This is a genomic window from Maridesulfovibrio sp., assembly GCF_963678865.1.
Classification (GTDB): Bacteria; Desulfobacterota; Desulfovibrionia; order Desulfovibrionales; family Desulfovibrionaceae; genus Maridesulfovibrio.
On the sequence record NZ_OY787459.1, the window covers coordinates 2043735 to 2064302 of the forward strand.

At 50.7% G+C, this 20568-nt stretch carries 17 protein-coding genes; 12 read left to right on the forward strand and 5 right to left on the reverse strand.

What is annotated here, in order from left to right; genetic code table 11:
- Window positions 1-72 precede the first annotated feature (72 nt).
- Window positions 73-936, forward strand: coding sequence for a hypothetical protein (locus tag ACKU41_RS09445; protein WP_321405164.1), 864 nt, complete (start codon window positions 73-75; stop codon window positions 934-936).
- Between the two features lie 109 nt (window positions 937-1045).
- On the opposite strand, the gene nifA is transcribed toward ACKU41_RS09445, so the two are convergent.
- Window positions 1046-2641 (reverse strand): nif-specific transcriptional activator NifA, encoded by a 1596-nt coding sequence (gene nifA, locus ACKU41_RS09450; protein WP_321405165.1) that lies wholly within the window; start codon window positions 2639-2641, stop codon window positions 1046-1048.
- 209 nt (window positions 2642-2850) lie between these two features.
- On the opposite strand from nifA, the gene ACKU41_RS09455 reads away from it, so the two are divergent.
- Window positions 2851-4794 (forward strand): aldehyde ferredoxin oxidoreductase family protein, encoded by a 1944-nt coding sequence (locus tag ACKU41_RS09455; protein WP_321405166.1) that lies wholly within the window; start codon window positions 2851-2853, stop codon window positions 4792-4794.
- Here the strand turns inward: ACKU41_RS09455 and ade are convergent.
- Window positions 4791-6494 (reverse strand): adenine deaminase, encoded by a 1704-nt coding sequence (gene ade, locus ACKU41_RS09460; protein ID WP_321405167.1) that lies wholly within the window; start codon window positions 6492-6494, stop codon window positions 4791-4793. The genes ACKU41_RS09455 and ade overlap by 4 nt on opposite strands.
- Window positions 6495-6722: 228 nt before the next feature.
- Between ade and ACKU41_RS09465 the strand changes: the two genes are divergently transcribed.
- From ACKU41_RS09465 to ACKU41_RS09510, 10 genes are all read left to right on the forward strand, one after another.
- Window positions 6723-7772 (forward strand): UDP-glucose--hexose-1-phosphate uridylyltransferase, encoded by a 1050-nt coding sequence (locus ACKU41_RS09465; protein WP_321405168.1) that lies wholly within the window; start codon window positions 6723-6725, stop codon window positions 7770-7772.
- A gap of 1 nt (window position 7773) precedes the next feature.
- Window positions 7774-9102: a galactokinase family protein gene (locus ACKU41_RS09470; protein ID WP_321405169.1), complete on the forward strand. Its 1329-nt coding sequence runs from the start codon at window positions 7774-7776 to the stop codon at window positions 9100-9102.
- A gap of 1 nt (window position 9103) precedes the next feature.
- The gene (locus ACKU41_RS09475; protein ID WP_321405170.1) at window positions 9104-10126 is read left to right on the forward strand and encodes a LacI family DNA-binding transcriptional regulator; all 1023 of its coding nucleotides are present in this window, start codon (window positions 9104-9106) and stop codon (window positions 10124-10126) included.
- Entirely contained in the window at window positions 10126-11163 is a 1038-nt protein-coding gene (locus tag ACKU41_RS09480) for an aldose epimerase family protein (protein ID WP_321405171.1), read from the forward strand. Before ACKU41_RS09475 ends, ACKU41_RS09480 begins: the two co-directional genes overlap by 1 nt.
- Before the next feature lie 13 nt (window positions 11164-11176).
- Window positions 11177-12274 carry a sn-glycerol-3-phosphate ABC transporter ATP-binding protein UgpC gene (locus ACKU41_RS09485; protein WP_319776943.1) on the forward strand — a complete coding sequence of 366 codons (1098 nt, stop codon included), beginning with the start codon at window positions 11177-11179 and terminating at the stop codon, window positions 12272-12274.
- Between the two features lie 147 nt (window positions 12275-12421).
- Window positions 12422-13684 (forward strand): ABC transporter substrate-binding protein, encoded by a 1263-nt coding sequence (locus tag ACKU41_RS09490; protein WP_321405172.1) that lies wholly within the window; start codon window positions 12422-12424, stop codon window positions 13682-13684.
- 171 nt (window positions 13685-13855) lie between these two features.
- Complete coding sequence (locus tag ACKU41_RS09495; protein ID WP_321405173.1) at window positions 13856-14974, forward strand: sugar ABC transporter permease; 1119 nt, start codon at window positions 13856-13858, stop codon at window positions 14972-14974.
- A 3-nt stretch (window positions 14975-14977) separates the two neighbouring features.
- Complete coding sequence (locus ACKU41_RS09500) at window positions 14978-15817, forward strand: carbohydrate ABC transporter permease (RefSeq protein WP_319776948.1); 840 nt, start codon at window positions 14978-14980, stop codon at window positions 15815-15817.
- Window positions 15818-15827: 10 nt separating this feature from the next.
- Window positions 15828-16715 (forward strand): PfkB family carbohydrate kinase, encoded by an 888-nt coding sequence (locus tag ACKU41_RS09505; protein WP_321405174.1) that lies wholly within the window; start codon window positions 15828-15830, stop codon window positions 16713-16715.
- A 20-nt stretch (window positions 16716-16735) separates the two neighbouring features.
- Window positions 16736-17407: a D-lyxose/D-mannose family sugar isomerase gene (locus ACKU41_RS09510; protein WP_319776952.1), complete on the forward strand. Its 672-nt coding sequence runs from the start codon at window positions 16736-16738 to the stop codon at window positions 17405-17407.
- 69 nt (window positions 17408-17476) lie between these two features.
- Here ACKU41_RS09510 and ACKU41_RS09515 read toward each other — a convergent pair whose 3' ends face one another.
- The 3 genes from ACKU41_RS09515 to ACKU41_RS09525 form a co-directional block, all read right to left on the reverse strand.
- Entirely contained in the window at window positions 17477-18436 is a 960-nt protein-coding gene (locus tag ACKU41_RS09515) for a response regulator (RefSeq protein ID WP_321405175.1), read from the reverse strand.
- Window positions 18429-18833, reverse strand: coding sequence for a response regulator (locus ACKU41_RS09520; protein ID WP_321405176.1), 405 nt, complete (start codon window positions 18831-18833; stop codon window positions 18429-18431). The genes ACKU41_RS09515 and ACKU41_RS09520 overlap by 8 nt, the downstream gene beginning before the upstream one ends.
- A 94-nt stretch (window positions 18834-18927) precedes the next feature.
- Window positions 18928-20568 carry a GAF domain-containing protein gene (locus ACKU41_RS09525; protein ID WP_321405177.1) on the reverse strand — a complete coding sequence of 547 codons (1641 nt, stop codon included), beginning with the start codon at window positions 20566-20568 and terminating at the stop codon, window positions 18928-18930.

Below are 20568 nucleotides of genomic sequence, written 5' to 3' on the forward strand. Positions count from 1 at the left end.
ATCCCTGCTGCCCTGTCTAGCATTCTTTTGCAAAAACGATTACATTTACATAAACATTGATCGGAGCACAAAATGAGAACATTGACCCAAAACATACTGTCGGCCTTATTTATCACACTTATCATCATATCATCCGCTAATGCCGATGACGTTGCCAAGGGAATTAACTGTCCCCCCGGCTGGAGCGACAACCAAGCCGCGCGCGGTGACAACCGCGTTAAACAGTGTATCTCCCCCTCGCTGGAATCCAGTGTGGAACTATATGTTACTCCCGGCAGGAAGATTCCTCTGGACAAGCTGCTGGAAAACTGGATCACCGCCCTGCGGCAGCAGGGATTCCCGCTTGATAAAAAAGTAGCTGAAAATAAAGGAAATGTTTCAGGTGCTCCGGCTGTTTTCCGCGAATACAAGGGAAAAACAAACGGCAAAACAGTTGAATCCCTTCTGGCGGCCAGCCGACATAACGGGATCAATTACATCTTCCAAGGCAGCTATCCCGACAATGACCGCGAAGCCGAACAGCTGGTAAGACACTCTCTCAACACATGGAACTTTCCCGAAGGCAACTCCAAAGAGGACACACCATACGACTCCCCGAAAAACGAAGGAACCAGCGGCAGCTTTAAAGATATTGGCAGCTGCTGGGCATGGGGATTATGGAAAGCCCCTTCAGGAGCATCTGTAGTCATTCTGCCTGACGGAAGAGCTATCTTCGACGGCAGCACCCTGAGACACTGGCGTCCCACGGATAAAAAAGACACGATCATAATGGAAATTCCCGGCAAATGGGGTGGCGGGAGCGCCATGTGGACCCATCCCGAGGGACGCTACGACGTGGTGATTCAGGAAGAATTCCCCGAAGCCCGGCAGATTCTTTTCCGCGAATCATGGGAATACAGCTTTAAAGGTAAGACGTTCAAGGCCTGCCACCATTAGCAGTGGCTACGCAGCTAAATGACAAAAAAGGGCTTTCCACTTCAGGTGGAAAGCCCTTTTTTGTCAGCCGCAACCCCGATGGTCACGACAAAAGCCAGTCAGGAAATTTTTAGCTTTTTTTCATACGCCGCAGCCGGGCCCGGCCTTCGGCAATCATTGACTCAAGGCCGTACCGTTTAACTCTGTAGCCCATCTGCCTAGCGGAAAGGCCAAGGGTTTCTGCGGCCTTGTACTGAATCCAGCCACTGCGCTCCAAGGCGGCAACCACCTCATTCCGCTCTACTTCCTTAAGCGAGGTGCAATGGGGAAGCGCATCATTTGCTGCAGGGGAAGAGGATTCGCTTCCGGAATTGCCGGGAACCCCACGCTGTCCCGGTGCGAGGTATGATTTAAGGAACTCAAGGGTGATATATTCGGAGTCAGACATAATCACCAAGCGTTCCAGCAGGTTCTGCATCTCACGCACATTGCCCGGCCAATCATAAATCATGAGAGAATCAAGGGCCGCCGGAGTAAAAAACATCTTGCGCCCGTAATCATCGGCCATTTTCTGGATAAAGTAATTCAAAAGCCCGGTAATATCCTCTTTGCGCTCTCTGAGCGGAGGCACGGTGATGGGGAAAATATTCAAACGGTAATAGAGATCCAGACGAAACTCATTACGTTCCACCAGTACTCCAAGATCCCGGTTGGTAGCCGCAAGGATGCGCACATCAATATTTCGCGTCTTGTTTGACCCTATCCTTTCCAGCTCTTTCTCCTGCAGGACACGCAAAAGCTTGGCCTGCAGGTTCATGGGGAACTCCCCGATCTCATCAAGAAATATTGTACCGCCGTCAGCTTCTTCAAAACGTCCCGGTCTGGTGGATGCAGCCCCGGTAAATGATCCCTTTTCATGTCCGAAGAGTTCTGATTCCAACAGATTTTCCGGGATAGAGGCACAGTTTACCTTGATAAAAGGATGCTTGCTGCGGTCAGACAACTCGTGGATGATCTTGGCCATGAGTGTTTTACCTACACCGGATTCACCAAGCAGCAGAACTGTGGCCTTGGTTGGAGCCACTTTCTCCAACTGCCGCTGAACTTCGACCATGGCCGAGCTATGCCCGACAATATATAGACCCTTGGACTTTTTAGAAATCTGGTACTTGAGAGAAGTATTTTCGCGCTTGAGGGCAGCTTCGCGCTCAAGGATTTTTTCATTAAGGCTTATGAACTGGCCGATAAGGGTGGCTACGATTTTCAAAAAATCGATATCTTCTTCCGCTGCAATTTCATCACCGAAAATACGGTCAACATTCAAAACACCGATCGGCTCGCTGTGGAGGATAATCGGCACTCCTATGAATCCGGTCTTGGCACGCTCGATCTTGCGGGCCCCGGTTTTGTCCAGAAATAAAGGTTCCTTGGTTATGTCCGGCACAGAGTAGGGTTCCCCGGTCTGGAAAATACGCCCGGTAACCCCTTCATCAAGACGATAGACCCCCCTCTGCTTCTCCTCAAGAGAAAGACCGTAGGAGGCATTGATGGAAAGCTGTCTTGTTTCGGGGTCATAAAGGGTCACTGTCGCCCGCTTCATGCTCAGGTTCTCCGAAAGGATACTGAGCACTCCGTCAAGGGCGGACTCCAAATCAATCGCCTGCTCAATGGCCTGACATATAGCGAGTAACGCCGAAAGCTTAAGTCCATGCAGTGAAGGATACATATTTGCAGCTTAGCAAGGGAAGTGCCACTTTCTAATTTGAAAATAAAACCTTTAATTTTAGTAAGTTAAAAAAAATACAATTTTGAAGTTATTGACATTTATGTAAATTACCACACTACAATGAACATTAATGGAAAAGTTGGCTCTGATTCTCAGGACATGATATACATTAAATAGTGAAAACCATTTCCTATAAAAATGGAGGAGCTATGCACGGTTGGGCAGGATGGATTCTACGGATTGATCTGGGCAGCGGAAAAATCAGCAGGAACGCGCTTGATCACTCAATCGCAAAGCAATTCATCGGCGGAAGGGGATTAAATTCACTGGTCCTTTTCAACGAAGTCAAACCGCACATTGATCCCCTCGGGGCTGAAAATGTTTACTGCCTGAGCGCCGGTCCCCTTTCCGGGACTCCCCTTGGATTAACCAGCCGGGTGGAGGTCAGCACCCTTTCCCCGTATTCCGGTATTCTGGGAGACGGCAACGCAGGAGGATCGCTGGCTTTTATGATGAAACGGGCCGGACTGGACCAGATTATCATCAACGGACAGGCCGGACGCCCCTGCTATCTGCTGATTGAAGATGATCGGGTGGAATTGATTGATGCCGGAGACCTCTGGGGACTTTCTGTCTGGGAAACCACGGATAAACTGCGTGAAAAACACGGCAGATCAGCCAGTGTGGCCTGCATTGGTCAGGCCGGGGAAAATCTGGTCAGGGTAGCGACCACCATGGTTGATAAGTATGCTTCCGCAGCACGCGGATCAGGTGCGGTACTAGGCTCCAAAAGGCTCAAAGCCATTGTGATTAAAGGCAGCCAACGGATTTCACTGGCTGCTCCCGAAGCTTTTAAAAAAATGGCCGACGAAGATCGTGAATTCTTCCGCAACTCGGAGTTCCAGAGCGAAGTGGTCGGACAGTACGGCACGCACATCGGCATGATGATGTGGGAGCCGGGGTTCCGCAATTATGAAAAATACTGGAACGGCAACGAAGTACCGGACAAGCTGCGCCCTGAAGCATGGAAAGACTTTTCACTGGGCAGACACGGTTGCCACGGCTGCCATGTCCGCTGCAAGGATTACTACCGTATCCCCTCCGGAGACCGGGCCGGTGAGACAGGCAAGGCCATGGAATACGAATGCATATTCTGCCTCGGCACCAATTGCGGGATAATAGATCCGGTGGCGATCATGGAGATGGAAAACATCTGCGACACCTACGGCATGGATGTGCTGGCCCTGGGTAACACCATCGCCATGCTCAAGGATTTATACAGCCGGGGATTGCTGGATAAAAAACTGGCTGACGGCCTTGATCTCAGTTGGGAAAACCATATCGACCAGATTGAACTGCTGCACCGCACTGCTCTGCGGCAGGGGCTGGGTAATCTCGTAGCAGAAGGTATGTACACCCTTGCCAAGCGGCTGGGGGGACAGGCCATGGATTATTGCTACCATGTTAAAGGCCTTTCACGCGGCCCCTACCCCAGCGGGGTTTTCTCGCTGGCTCACGCCACCTCCACCCGAGGAGCCGACCATTTACGCGGGCGTTCATGGGCTTTCAGCCAGCCGGACCCGGATATGTTTCCCATACTGAAGGAACAGGGGATGCTTCTGGAAAATGTTGATGATGACCCGGCCCCGGCTGTAATCACAGGAGAACGCATTACCACCCTGACTGACTGCATAGGACGCTGCAAGGGGGCGGTGAACAACTGGATAAGCGCCATGCCGCTGGTCTGGAAAAAGCCTGTATTTGAAGGTCTGGCGGAACTGCTTACTGCGGCAACAGGAATCGGGTACAATGCCGGGACTCTGGAACAGGCGGCGGACCGGGTATACGCGCTGGAACACGCTTTCAACATTCATCAGGGTACCTCCCGCCGGGATGACCGCATGCCCCAGAAGCCGGAAATCCGCGATACCGAAAATGGAAAGGCCGACCTGCGCAAACACGAAGAGCATTTAAGCCGCTATTACCAGTTGCGCGGCTATGATCTGCAGGGACGTCCCAGCCCTGAAAGACTCAAGGAACTGGGGCTGGAATTTGTGGACCGGGTTCTAAACGAAAATCCGGCCAACAGGCAATGGGACGGGCCGCCCATGTGGGAACTCGAAGACTATCCCCACGGGGGCAAGCGCAGCTAAGATTCTACCCACAACCCGGTAAAATCAAACTTATCCACATCCACCAATCCCCGGTCTGTAAGTTTCAGGCTGGGGATTACAGGAAGGGCCAGAAATGAAATCAGCATAAAGGGATTGTAAGAACATCCCAACTGCTGTGTAGCCCGGTTAAGCTCCTGCACTCCTTCGACCATTTCATCAAGCCCTTTGTCACTCATAAGTCCGGCCACAGGCAGGGGCAATGCAGCCAGCACATTTCCGTCCCTGACAACCACAAAACCGCCACCCATGCGTACTGTCTCCCGAGCGGCAAGCACCATATCCCTATCATTCATTCCTGCAACAATCAGGTTATGGGAATCGTGGGCCACGGTCCCTGCAATCGCCCCTAGGGAAAGCCCCAATCCGCGCACAAATCCCGTAGCACAATGACCTGTAGCCCGGTGGCGCTCGATGACTGTAAGTTTGCAGATGTCACGGGCTGGGTCGGCAACCGGAATTCCGTCTTCAAGCGAAGGCTCCAACTCCAGATTATCAGTCAGCAACTGGCCGCGAGCAGTGCCGATAACCCTGATCTTGCCGCTGCCCTTTTCCGGTACGAACATGTTCGCATCAATTTCGGAACCCACATGCATAGAACTGCGGGAGGGCAGGCCGTTACCTGATTCAAAACTATGTTCATCCAGAGTCAGTCCGTTCAGGAAAACTTCATGGATGGCAAAGTCCTTGAGATCATCCACCAGAAAACAATTGGCCCGGTATCCAGGTCCTATTGCCCCGTAACCGCTCAAACCGAAATAGCGGGCCGGATTTATGGAAACCATCTGCACCGCCCTGAGCGGATCCAGCCCAAGGGCCACGGCCCGGCGCAGACCGTAGTCAAGATGTCCGTTCTCACGCAGGTCCAGCACATTGCGATCGTCGGTAACTATGGAAATGTTATGTCCGTTGAACTCGTTTACCACCCCGAGCAAATCTTCCATATTCCGCTCAAGAGAGCCTTCACGCATCATCAGATGCATTCCCGCACGCAACTTTTCCCTCGCCTCTGAAACATTGGAGCATTCATGGTCACTACGCGGTCCGGCCAGCACATAGGCATTCAGATCAAGCCCGGAAAGCAACGGGGCATGTCCATCAATTACGCGTCCTTTAGCTGCCGCAAGCTTTGAAAGCACCTCCGGGTCATTAAAAAGGACTCCGGGGAAATTCATCATTTCGGCCAACCCTAACATCCTGTCCGGGTAAAGCCGCAGGAAAGTCTCCACGTCCACAGCGCTGAGCCGGGCACCGGAATCCTCCAGAGCGGTAGCGGGCACACAGGAAGGAAACATAAAAAATATGGCGACAGGGAGGTCACGAGAACTCTTGAGCATATACTCCACACCGGCACGGCCCAGTACATTGGCTATTTCATGCGGATCACAGACCACGGCAGCAGTTCCATGAGCAGACACGGCCTGCGCAAATCGGGGCGGGGTCAGAAGGGTCGATTCTATATGGATATGCCCTTCCACCAACCCCGGCAGCAGGAAACGGCCCCCGCCATCATATTCCCGTTCAGCATCATAAGCACCAAATCCGAGAAAAACGCCTTCCGCGATCCCTACGTCAGCCTCGTGAATCTCCCCGCTAAGCACATTGACCACCCGGCAGTTGCGGATAACCAAATCAGCGCGGCCAGTACCACGGGCCAAATCAATCATTCGGGAAAGCTGCATACCCCCTCCGATGTAAAAACAGTGCAAAAAAATCACTTCGCCCTGATTTTAACACCTTTCAGCCAAGTATGACAACCTTGCCTAAAAAAGATCTATGCTCACGGTAAGCAGTGACAATACATTTCCCCATGCACTTATTGACAAGATAAGTCTCTTAAGGCAATATTTTCGAAAACGTTTGCGGTTACGTTTGCAGAAACCGGAGAAAAGAAAATACAGGGAACAGTAATGAATAAAGAATTTCAGGACTATCCGCATAAAAGGTACAATCCCCTGACCGGAGAATGGGTGCTTGTTTCGCCGCACCGCACCAAACGCCCATGGCAGGGCAAGCAGGAAAAACCTGCACCCAACACCCTGCCTGCATACGATGACAAGTGTTACCTCTGCCCCGGAAACACCCGCAATCAAGGCGCAGCCAACCCTGAATATCAAGATGTTTTTGTTTTTGATAACGACTTTCCGGCCCTGCTCAATGAATCAGTGGACGATTTCAACGATAACGACGGCCTTTTCAGAATCGAGCCCGAAAGCGGCACCTGCCGGGTGGTCTGCTTTTCCCCCCGCCATGACCTGACCATTTCACGCATGAAGCCCGAAGCGGTTCGCAAAGTAATAGACACATGGTGTGCCCAGTATGAAGAACTGAGTACGCGTGAAGACATTGGATATGTGCAGATCTTTGAAAACCGGGGCGAAATTATGGGCTGCTCCAATCCTCATCCGCACGGACAGATCTGGGCTACCAGTTCAGTTCCGGTAATTCCTGCATCAGAAGATGACCGCCAGCGGGAATATCTGGAAGATAGAGGGAAATGCCTGCTCTGCGCTTATGTTGAGCGGGAGCTTGAAAACAAGGAAAGAGTAATTTTCGAAAACGATTCCTTTGTCGCCCTTGTTCCTTTCTGGGCTGTATGGCCTTTTGAAACAATGCTGCTGCCCAAACCCCATATGGGTGCAATTAACGAAATGAATCCGGGGCAGCGTGATGACCTTGCAGATGCACTGGTACGCATGGGCATCCGTTTTGATAATCTTTTCGAGACGTCTTTCCCTTATTCCATGGGAATACACCAACGGCCGACGCGGAACGGAACAGCCGATCATTGGCACTGGCACATCCACTATTACCCGCCCCTGCTGCGCTCAGCCACAGTAAAAAAATTCATGGTCGGCTTTGAAATGCTGGGCATGCCCCAGCGGGACATCACCGCCGAACAGAGTGCTCAACGGCTGCGTGAGCTTCCGGACACACATTATATGGACCGGGAAGGATAACATGCATTCTTTGGCGGCATACCGCAAATATCTGGATCAAGGCGGATTTGACCAAATTTTCAGCCATATTCATTCCAGTGCCAGAATCGATGATTCACGTGACCGCATGTCCAGTCTTCTGCACCGCATGCTTGAGAATTTCGGCCGCAACAATATCTGCTTTGCCAGTGCTCCGGGCCGGACCGAAATGGGCGGCAACCACACTGACCACAACCACGGCCATGTGCTGGCAGCGGCTGTTAATCTTGACTGCCTTGCCGCGTTTTCCAAAGCGGAAAACAATAAAGTGACTATCCTTTCCGAAGGCTACAACCCGATCAACATCGATATTTCGGACACCGCCCCCCGCAAAGAGGAAGAAGAAACAAGCGCGGCAATTATACGCGGCGTTGCCGACGGATTCCGCAAGCAAGGGCTGAAAACCGGGGGCTTCAACGCATGCGTAAACAGCTCCATCCCGGCTGGGGCAGGGCTTAGTTCCTCAGCAGCCTTCGAAGTCCTGACAGGTCGGATTTTCAGTTACCTTTATAATGAAAGAACAGTCAGCTCTCTCGAAATTGCAAATGCAGCCAAACATGCTGAAAACATACATTTCAATAAGCCATGTGGATTCATGGACCAGATGGCAAGTTCATACGAAGGCATCCTGTCCATTGATTTTGCTGATCCGACCAATCCGGGAGTTACCCGTGTAAATCCGGGATTTAATACGGACAACATCTCCCATGGATTTTACGGGACCGGATATAGGCTCTGTGTAATTGATACCGGAGGGAGTCACGCGGACCTGACCCCCGATTATGCAGCTATTCCGGAAGAGATGTTTCTAGCAGCAAAATGCTGCGGCCATGATCAGGCCAAAGGACTGACCATGAATCAGATTCTAAAAAATATAGACCGCATTCGGGAAGCTGCCGGGGACCGGGCGGTACTCAGGTTATTTCATTTTCTCTGGGAGGATAAACGGGCATTGAAGCAGGCCGAAGCCCTGCAAGGTGGTGATATGGATGAATTTCTGCGGCTTGTTGCTGAATCCGGGCATTCGTCCAGTGATCTGCTGCAAAACTGCTACAGCCCCACCACGCCCAAACGCCAGCCTATCCCGCTGGCCTTGACTCTTACGGAACTGATTCTCGGCTCACATGGGGTGGCACGGGTTCACGGCGGCGGATTTGCCGGGACAGTACAAGCCTATGTTCATGAGTCTGATTTCACCCGGTACTGCCATTCCATGGAAAAGGTTTTCGGATTAGATTCAGTCATTGAACTTTCGATCCGTCAGCCGGGCAATGAATTTCTGGACATCCCTGAAAATAGGACGGAATCGTAGCATGGGACACATGACTCTCAAAGACCTCGCCCGCAAACTGGGCATTTCTGCATCCACAGTGTCACGAGCCCTGCATGACCATCCGGACATCAGCGACAAGACCAAAAAGAGCGTCATGGAAGCTGCGGACAAATACGGCTATCAGCCCAACCCCATCGCCCAGAGCCTTAAAAAGCAAAGCAGCAAGGTAATCGGGGTTATTGTCCCTGAAATTCGGCACAATTTTTTTGCCACAGTAATCAGTGGTATTGAAGAAGTGGCCTACAACGCCGGGTATATCATCATGGTCTGCCAGTCCAACGAGACCCTGCAGCGGGAGATCATGACCACCAAGGCCCTTGCTGCCAACAGGGTGGCCGGAATTCTCATGGCCATATCTCTGGCGACAACGACTTTTGACCACATGCGCGCTGTGATGCGCCAATCCATCCCGCTGGTCCAGTTTGACCGGGTTGTGGATGAGCTGGACACCGGGAAGGTGGTCATTGATGATTTCCGGGCGTCCTACCGGATGACTTCCCACCTCATTGACCGGGGCTACAAACGTATAGGCTTCCTTGCCGGAAGCGAAGGTATTTCCATGAACCGGTTGCGCTTCAACGGTTATCTGCAGGCCCTCAAGAATCACAACGTTACCTTTTACCCGGAACTTAACGTCAACATCGGAGGCTGCCGGGGCAGCAATGGTAAAGCCGGAGCCGAAGAATACCTGAAAATGGACAATCCCCCGGACGCAGTGCTGTGTATCAACGACCCCGTAGCTGTAGGTGCATTCTGCCGTTTTCGAGAGGCCGGCTGGCGCATCCCCGATGACATTGCTTTGGCTGGATTCTCCGGTTCACCGGAATCAGCACTAATCGAACCAGCGCTGACTTCCGTAGCCCAGCCTGCCTTCAAGATGGGTAAAACTGCGGCCACTCTTCTGTTCAAGCAACTTAAGGAAAAAGAAAATTTCAGGCCCGAAACCATTACTCTTGAAACCGAACTACTCATCCGGGGCTCGAGCTACAAGGAGAGCAAGTAATGGGAGTTTCCTGCAGATCATGGGGTTTTACCCCCGCCGGAGCAGAAGTGCAGCTCTTCACCCTGAAAAACAGCTCCGGCTGTAAAGCGGACATCTTGACCTTCGGAGCCGCCCTGATCGGGCTGGAAATACCGAGGGAAGACAACACTATAGATGTCGTGCTCGGCTTTGATTCACTGGAAGAGTACATGAATGACGGCAACTACATGGGGGCTACCGTGGGACGGGTTGCCGGACGGATTTCCAATGCAAGTTTTAATCTTGACGGTCAAAAGATCCGGCTGGACAGCAACGAAGGACCAAACCACCTGCATGGCGGCAAAAACGGATTCAGCAGCAGGGTATGGGAAATTGCAGCCTGCAACCGGAACGAGGAAGCTCCGGCCATTACCCTTTCGCTGCACTCCCCGGACGGAACCAATGGCTACCCCGGCAACCTTCTTGTTGAAACCACCTTTACACTGAAAGGCACTACCCTGCGCATAGACTACCGGGCCATTACCGACCAGCCAACCCCGCTGAACATGACCAGCCATGCCTACTTTAATCTCAACGGGAACGGATGCAAAATCAACAACCATGAATTAAAGCTTCACGCAATCAAATCAGCCGCCACCGACAAAGCCATGATCCCCACAGGCGAGATTAACAATATTTCCGGCACTGCTGCTGATTTCACACAATTTACTCCGCTGGGTAACACTGCACAGGACCGCTTTTATGTTCTGGACAATGAGCAAGGAGAACTTGTTCCGGCAGCAATCGGGCGTTGTAATGAATCAGGTCTGGAAATGGAAATCCTCACCACACAGCCCGGAATGCAGCTTTACACTGCAGACGGCATAGCTCCCGGAACCGCAGGAAAAAAAGGCAGCCTATACGGACCGCGCTACGGGTTCTGCATAGAACCCATGGGCTACCCCGATGCGGTCAACCATCCCGAATTTCCCTCCGTGATTCTTAATCCCGGAGAAAAATACCATCATTCAACCGAGTACAGGTTCCGCAACTTCACTGCAGTACCTGAAAACGATTAAGGCGAAATGAAGCATGGCAAACGTAGAACTTAAGAACGTCATCAAACGTTATGGCTCTGTCGAGGTCATCCACGGTGTGGACCTTTCCGTAAATGATAACGAATTCATCGTACTGGTCGGCCCTTCGGGATGCGGCAAGTCCACCCTGTTGCGCATGGTGGCCGGACTTGAAGACATCAGCGGTGGAGATATCCACATCGGTGAACGGGTGGTCACTAATGTTTCCCCCAAGGACCGCAACGTAGCCATGGTTTTCCAGAACTACGCCCTCTACCCGCATATGACCGTTGCCGAAAACATGGGCTTTTCTCTGAAAATGCACAAAAGGACCAAGGACGAGATCAAACAACGCGTAAATGAAGTTGCCAAAATCCTCGAACTGGAACCCTACCTGCACCGCAAACCTTCGGAACTTTCCGGTGGACAACGCCAGCGGGTTGCCATGGGCCGGGCCATGGTCCGCAACCCGGATGTATTTCTATTTGACGAACCACTCTCCAACCTTGATGCCCAATTGCGGACCCAGATGCGTATGGAACTCCGCAAGATGCATATGCGGCTGAAGACCACCACCATCTACGTAACCCACGACCAGATCGAGGCCATGACCCTTGCCGACCGCATTGTTATCCTCAAGGACGGCTATATACAGCAGGTTGGCTCTCCGGTGGAAGTCTTTGAAAAACCGAACAATGTTTTCGTTGCCCAGTTCATCGGCAACCCGCCTATGAACATCCTTGAAGGGGTGCACAAAGTCATCGATGGCAAACGATTCGTGGAGGTAGGCAGCTCCAAATTCCCGGTGGGAGATCATCAGGGGCCGAACCTCAAGGACGGCGATGCAGTTCTGGCCGGACTGCGCCCCGACTGCATCAAGATGGGTGACAACATCGAGCGGCTGCCAAAAGACTGGTGGTGCAGCGGTGAAGTCGTGGTTTCCGAAGTACTCGGTGCCCATTCCCTGCTCGAAATCATCATTGACGGTGAAAATGAACTCATCGCCGAGGTAGAAGGCAGGGTCATAGCCCATCCCGGAGAAACCGTACCCATCGGTTTTGAATTCGACCGCATGGTTCTTTTCGACCCTGAAACGAAAGAGGCTCTTTATTAGCGGATTTTAAATGATGAACTCGCCTTGATGAAGATTTAGCGTCTACAGTAATATTGTATGAAAAACATTTACTGTAAAAATCTTCTGGAGGCGACGAATTATAAAGGCTTAAGGATAGAGTAGATTGTTTAACATTTAGGAGGAAAAATGAAACAATCCCTGATTAAATTTTGCTTGGTGTTCGCGGCGGTCATACTACTTGCGGTTCCGCAGGTCTCGCAGGCCAAAGAGCTCAAAGGAGATCTTGAAATTTTCTCTTGGTGGGCAGGTGACGAAGGTCCTGCTCTGCAGGCCCTGATCGGTATTTACAAAGGTCAGAACCCTAAAGTGAAAGTTATTGACGCCACTGTTACCGGCGGTTCCGGCGTAAACGCCAAGGCCGTGCTCAAAACCCGCATGCTCGGTGGTGAGCCGCCGGACAGCTTTCAGGTTCACGCAGGTCAGGAACTCATCGGTACCTGGGTTAAGGCCGACCGCATGGAGGACCTTACTTTCCTGTTCAAAGAGCAGGGTTGGATGGACGCATTCCCCAAAGGTCTGGTCAAACTGATCGGTACTGACAAGGGTATCTGGTCCGTTCCGGTAAACATCCACCGTTCCAACGTAATGTGGTACATCCCCGCCAACCTGAAAAAATGGGGCGTTGAAGCACCCAAGAGCTGGGATGATTTCCTTAAAATCGCTCCCAAACTTCAGAAGCAGGGCATAGTTCCCCTCGCACTGGCCCAGAACTGGACTGCCAACCATCTTTGGGAATCAGTTGCTCTGGCTTCACTCGGAGCGGACAACTGGGAAGCCCTCTGGTCCGGCAAGCTGAAATTTAACAGCCCTGAAGTAATCAAGGCCTGGGAACTTTTCGGCAAGGTGCTGCAGTACACCAACAAAGACGCTGCTTCCCTTTCATGGCAGCAGGCTACCGATATGGTCATCGACGGCCGCGCAGCCTTCAACATCATGGGGGACTGGGCAGCCGGTTATATGGTTACTACCAAGAAAATGGCTCCCGGCAAGGATTTCGGCTGGGCAGCTTCTCCTGATACCGCAGGTGAATTCATGTTCCTCGCCGATTCCTTCGGTCTGCCCAAGGGCGCACCCCACCGTGACAATGCTATTGCATGGCTGAAAGTCCTCGGCTCCAAGGAAGGCAGTGATACCTTCAACCCCCTCAAAGGTTCCATCTCCGCCCGCAAGGATACCGACCTGAGCAAATACAACGGCTACCTGCAGTCCGCAGCCAAGGACTTCGGTAAAGACCGTGTGGTTGCATCCCTTGCCCATGGCGCAGCAGCAAATGAAACCTTCATGGGCGGCTTCGCACAGGTTATGGAAATGTTCTTGAAGACTAAGAATGCCAAGGCAACTGCCATGGCCTGCCAGCAATTGGCCGACAAAGCCAAAATTGGCAAATAAAAATTAAAGCTCTGTAAAAAAACAGGGCGAAGCTTACCAAAAAGTTTTGGGATTCTTAAGCCCTTTTCCAAAAGGGTTTAAGGCCCCCGGCAGCGCCGCCGGAGGCATCCCATTATGAAAGAAAAGCCGCGCCGGGAAGTCCCGGCGCGGTCCCAAAAGGGGTAAGGGCATATGAGGGAAGCATCACGGGACAGGCTGAAGGCGTTTTTAACCCTTCTACCATCAATTATCCTTGTCGCCGTTTTCGTTTACGGTTTTATCGGCAACACCATCTGGATTTCCATGACCGACTGGGGCGGAAGTGGCTCAATGGCCCTTGACCCGCAAAAAAATTTCATAGGTCTGGACAACTATGTGGACCTGTTCAACGGGTTCCTTTCCAGCGGTTTCAGGCAGGACCTTGTCAATGCTGTCTACTACTCAATCATGCTGCTGGCCGGGGCTATCGGGCTGGGCATGTTCATTGCCATCCTGCTGGACCAGAAGCCCAAAGGCGAAGACGTCCTGCGTACCATATTCCTCTATCCCATGTCCCTTTCCTTCATTGTTTCCGGTACTATCTGGCGCTGGCTTCTGGCACCGCAAGGCGGGGTCAACGTGCTGCCCACCTATATGGGATTCGATGCCCTTAATTTCCAGTGGACTTCATCCACCAAGGCCATTCTAGAATTCAACTGGCAGAACCTGTTCCAGATTCTGATCTACATCGCAGCTTTCATTTTGATTATGGTAGGACTTTTCCTGCTCAAGGGAGAACCCGAAAAAGCGGTCAAACGCTGGCTCGGTCCCGGCGTGATCATCGGTGCTTTTGCATGGCTGGGGGGTTCCCTGCTTCCGGAGGCCCTGTTCATGGAAGAGATGCATGGCTTCAACCTTGCCACACTGGGGATCATAATCGCCACGGTCTGGCAGTATGCTGGCTATACCATGGCCCTGTACCTTGCCGGATTCAACGGAATTTCACAGGATCTGCGCGACGCAGCCATGCTCGACGGGGCCAGCAACACCGATTACTACCGCTATGTCGCCATTCCCATGCTCAAACCGATCACGATAAGTGCGGTTATCATCCTCTCGCACATCTCTTTAAAAATGTTCGACATTATCTTTGCCATGACCGGGCCGGACAACGCCCAGACCGGACACCCGGCCCTGAACATGTATATGACCACTTTCCGGGCCAACGACTTTGCACGGGGCGCAGCCATCGCCATCGTGCTCTTCCTCGTAGCGGGAACATTCATCGTTCCCTATGTAGTCAGCCAGTACAAGCAAAGGAGAAGGGGATAAGACATGAGTACTACAACCCAGAAATCCGGAATCACTCCCGGCTCCATCCTGCTTTACGGATCACTTTTCGTGCTGGCCCTGTTTTTCCTTATGCCGGCTTATATGGCGATTGTCACCGCACTCAAGGACCCGGCAACCATCAGTCTGCCCACCGCATGGGAATGGCCGGATAAACTTAACTGGGCCAGCTTTCCGCAGGCTTTTAAACTTCTCAAATCAAACATTGCCAGCTCACTGGTGCTGACCGTCAGCGCCACTGCACTTTCCACAGTACTGGGTTCCCTGAACGGCTACGTGTTCTCCAAATGGAAATTCAAAGGCAGCGAACTGATTTTCACCCTGTTCCTGTTCGGCATGTTCATTCCCTATCAGGTTATCCTGATCCCGCTCTTCCAGACCCTACGGGCCATGAACCTTTATGGAGGACTTCCGGGGCTGATACTCGCCCACGTGGTTTACGGCTTACCCATCACTTCTCTGATTTTTCGAAACTTCTATGCCCAGATTCCCACCGCTCTGGTGGAATCCGCGAGACTGGACGGAGCCGGATTCTTCTCCATCTACACCAGAATTGTCTTTCCGCTGTCCATTCCGGGTTTTGTTGTCACCAGCCTGTGGCAGGTTACCCAGATCTGGAACGAATTCCTCTGGGGTATCTGCCTGACCCGCCACGAGGACAACCCCATCACCGTGGGGCTGGCTCAACTGGCAGGCGGACAGGCCGTAAGCTGGAACCTGCCTATGGCCGGGTCAATCATGGCAGCATTTCCAGTGCTCATGATTTATATTTTCCTCGGACGGTACTTTATCCGTGGCTTATTGGCCGGTTCAGTAAAAGAATAAGAGGCATATTTTGACAAAACAATTCTTCATAGCAGGACTTGGCGAAATTCTCTTCGATGTACTAGCTGATTCCGAAGAGATAGGCGGTGCTCCGGTCAACTTTGCGTATCATGCGGGAAAGCTGGGAGCAGAAGGTGCGGCAATCTCCACCCTCGGGAATGACAGGCGGGGACGGCGGGCCACCAATGAACTCATGGACCGGGAGCTCTGCCTTTCCGGGGTCAGCATTGATCAGGACCATGAGACCGGATACGTGGAAGCCCAGTTGGATGAGGATGGTGTTGCTACATATTATTTCCCGGACGACATTGCATGGGATCACCTGAAGCTTAATGATATTGCCATGGGTTTTGCCTCACAGGTTGATGCTGTCTGTTTCGGTACCCTTGCCCAGCGTAGCGAAGAATCCAGAAAGGCAATTCTCACTTTTCTGAATGCAGCACCGCAGGCCTTGAAAATCTACGATATGAACCTGCGTCAGCTTTTTTATACCAAAGAAATAATTACTGAATCTCTTCATCAAGCAGATGTGCTGAAACTAAACGAAGATGAAATAAGGGTCATTGCCCCCATGTTCCAATTGAACGGAAGCGAACGGGATATGCTGAAAAAACTGCATAAGGAGTTCAATCTTAACTGCTCTGTGCTGACCCGTGGCAGCAAGGGAAGCCTGATTATCAGGGATAATGAAGAGGTGGAGCATCCCGGAATCAAAATCAAGGAAGTTGAAGATACTATCGGCGCAGGAGATGCATTTACCGCATCGGTAGTTATAGGTTTATTGCTGGGTCATCCGCTGATTAAGATCAGTGACCATGCTAATAGACTAGCCGCCCATGTTTGCTCCTGCAAAGGTGCCATGCCCGCCATCCCAACTGAATTTAAGCTGATCAAATAATTTTAATACAGGTTACGAACATGAAAAGAAGTGAAATCAACGCACTTATCGCTAAAGCCAAAGATTTTTATGCCGGTCACCGTTTCAATCTGCCCAAATGGGCCTTCTGGGGACCGGAAGATTGGAAAGGCAAAGGTGAGAGTGAAGTAGTCCGCAACATGCTCGGCTGGGACCTTACCGACTACGGCAAAGGAGATTTCGAAAAGCTGGGTCTGATCCTGTTCACCATTCGCAATGGTAATCTCCAGACCGGGGACCCGAAACCATACGCGGAAAAAATTATGATCCTGCGTGAGGGACAGCTCTGCCCCATGCATTTTCACTGGTCGAAGCGCGAAGACATCATCAACCGCGCAGGAGGCAACCTTGTGATCCAGCTTTACGGGTCAAACGAAGATGAGTCTATGTCCGATAAGCCGCTTGATGTCAGCGTGGACGGATTTATACGCACAATAGATCCGGGCGGGGAAATCGTTCTCGAGCCGGGCGAATCCATCTGTCTTGAACCGGGCATGTACCATTGTTTCTACTGTGAAAAAGGAACCGGAGATGTCATGGTCGGCGAGGTCAGCGCAGTGAACGATGACAATATAGATAACCGCTTTCACGAACCCCTGCCCCGCTTTCCCGAAGTAGATGAGGATGAAGAACCGATCCATCTGCTGGTTACTGACTACGCAAGATATGTGTAGAACGCTGAAAAATCCCGGACAGGAGCAGAATCCAGTCCGGGATTATTAATTTTAATCCTTCAGCATCCGCTAAGAAGCAATTAATTTAAAACGCTCCAGTTGCTTCTGCAACCTATCAAACGTAACGGGCTTGATTATATAACTGTCCGCCTGACATTCATAAACAGCCTTGTGGAGGGTTTCGTCATCGCCCAGACTGCTGACTATGAAAATTTTTGATTCCTTACCGAATGAATCCAAATTCTTGCTGCGTTCCAGCTGCCGAATGGCCTTACAGGCCTGCAGGCCGTCAATATTAGGCATCATTATATCCAGCATGATCAGGTCAAATCTGGGGCAGTTACCGGCAAGACTTTCCGAAACGGCCTGAATGGCTTCAACCCCGTCTTTAGCCACATAGCAGGGCATATACCTAGAAAGAAAAGTACTGAGAATCTTACGGCTGGAAAAATCGTCATCCACTATCAAAGCCGTCGGCTCTGCCCTGAGTCTGATTTCCTCTCCATCTGCAGCGGAGGGAAGATCTGTCTTTGCGGCCTTCTCTACCTCTTTAGCAGTCAGCCCTTTTACGCTCTGTCCTGCGGGAACCGGTTCAGCCCCCCTGTCTTCGGAAACACGCTTCCCGGAAGAGGATACACCTGTCTGGGAGTCCATTTCCTCTAGAAGCCGATATCCTGAGCTGAAATCTATTTTGTCATGACCGTTTTCAAGAATACAATCAAAGGCTTCATCAATACGGTCAAAGCTTTTGAGCAGCACAGAGATTGCTGTCTTGTCCACTTCCCTTTTACCGGAACGAATATCCGAACAGGCATCTTCAACTCTGTGTACAAATCCTGACAGTTCCATCAATCCCAACATGGAAGAATTGCCTTTGATACTGTGCAACACCCTGAAAATGCGGTCCAACGAATCCTGATCATGCATTTCCTCAAGATTCAGGATATCCTGCACTGCCAGCTCTGCGGCTTCGCGACACTCATTGACAAACTCGGCAAGAAATGAATCCGGATCAAATCCCTCACTCATCTTTAATAAGTCCTATTTCCTTTAACTTAGCAGTCAAGGTTTCCACATCCAGCGGCTTGGTTATATAATCTGTGGCTTCGCTCTTATTAAAAGCCTCAAATACAGTTTTCACATCTGAAAGAGCTGTGGCCATAATTATTACAGCTTCCTTAGCAGGTGCCACATTAAACTCACGCTCAATTTCCCGAATTTCCCGAGCGGCATCCAGCCCGTTCTTCTCCGGCATCATGATATCCATAAATACATATTGATATGGAGCTTTTTCATTCAGAGCTTCCTTAAAAACTTCCAGAGCCTCACTCCCGTTTACTGCAACATCCACTTCCCCATATTTTCTGAGAAAAAATTGCAGAAAGTTACGTGAGGCAAAATCATCCTCGGCAACCAGTATTTTCATTATGCCACCTCACTGGCTTGGATTACGAAAATCATTACTCAACACTATCACTCCAAACCCTTTTCTTCAAACAACTTCTCGTAACAAATATGTATTATTCCTCTATTCCCGGAAATTCAATAAACATAGAGGTCCCTTTTTCACGGGAAGTTTCAAAATAAATATGTCCGCCCATGGTTTCAGTTATAAGTCTGGCTGAATATGTCCCCAGCCCGGTTCCTCCTGATTTATTGGCTGTCACGTATTTATCAAAAAATGTTTCACGAATTTCATCCGGGATTTCACCTATATTATGAATGTGCAAAAGCACATTACTGCCCTTACGTCTCACCTCGAAAATGATAGCTTCATTTACCGGAGAAGCTTCCACTGCATTTTTTAAAAGATTGGACAAGAGTGAATAGGTAAGGAATTCATCGCAACGGACATTAAATGAATAACTTCCGCCCACATCCTTACCCTCAAACTGTTCCCTGATTACAAGCTTCTTGTAATTTACCAGATCGAACAAATCCTTGAGAACTGACCGGGCAATGGCATAAATATCGGCCACAGCAGGGCGGTATTCATAAGTTCCGCTCTCCATTTTATAAAGATCAAGCGAAAGGTTGATCATGTTCAGCAACTTATAACCGGAGGTCTGGATATATTCCAGAATCTCGCGCTGGCTTTCGTTGAGTGGAGCATCGTCATCCATCAGCAATACTTCAGGCAGGCCGATAATTCCATTCAAAGGCCCTTTCAAGTCATGGCGCATGATGCGGTCGACATCTTCCTTAAGTGCGGCCAGCTTTTTCTGCTCGGTAATATCGATAAAATTTTCAACCATGTGCAGTTTGCCATTGATCATGACCCGGCTGACAGTCTTCTGTATCTGGATTTCGCTGCCGTCTTTTCGCTTAATAGAAAACTCTCCAGTGTGCTCGTGCTTCCCTTGATGCATTATGGGGCAATTGCCCCGCAAAGAATCACGGATCACTTTAAAGCACTCTTGACCTATCAGTTCTTCCCAACTCAGTCCCAGCATTTCCAGAGCCTTGGGATTGGCTTCTACAATTTTATAAGTATTGGCTTCCACAACCATTACACCGGCCTGCATGCCGTTCAGGGTCACATCCAGCCGGTCATAGGCATCGGCAAGTTCAAGGGTACGTTGTTGAACCTTCCGTTCCAACTCCAGGTTATGATTGCGCATAAACTGGTGGTTTTCACAGTTTTCCAGAGCATTGACCGCCGAAAGCATGAAAACGGAAAAAAGTTTAAGGGTTGTATCCAGAATATCATGCTTGTTCTGGAGCATCAGCCCGACAAACATGCCCCGCATCCGAAACGGAGTGGAAAGTGAATGGAGAAGAATATGTTTTTCTCCTGTGGAATCAAGAAAGAATACTGGTCCGTCAGACTGCAGCGCATAGGCAAAAGACTGGTCTCTTATCAACGAATTGACTTCTTTATCCAGCACTGTGGAGGAAAGATCAGGATAAGACCGGGCCTGCACGAAATCCTGTGTTTCGTTGTCCACAAGATAAATCGCACAGGACTTAAAAGGGATCATACGGTTGGCACGAATACATATTTCCTGCAGCAGTTTTTCCAGAGAAGGCTGCTCCTGAGTAAGGCCCGTGATCGAACCCAGCTCCCGGGCCAGATCAAGGGCATCCATAGCGGCGGCCTTCTCCTCCTGAAGAATCTTAATCTGCCGACTCTGAAAATTTATCAACGTTTTATCGTCCAC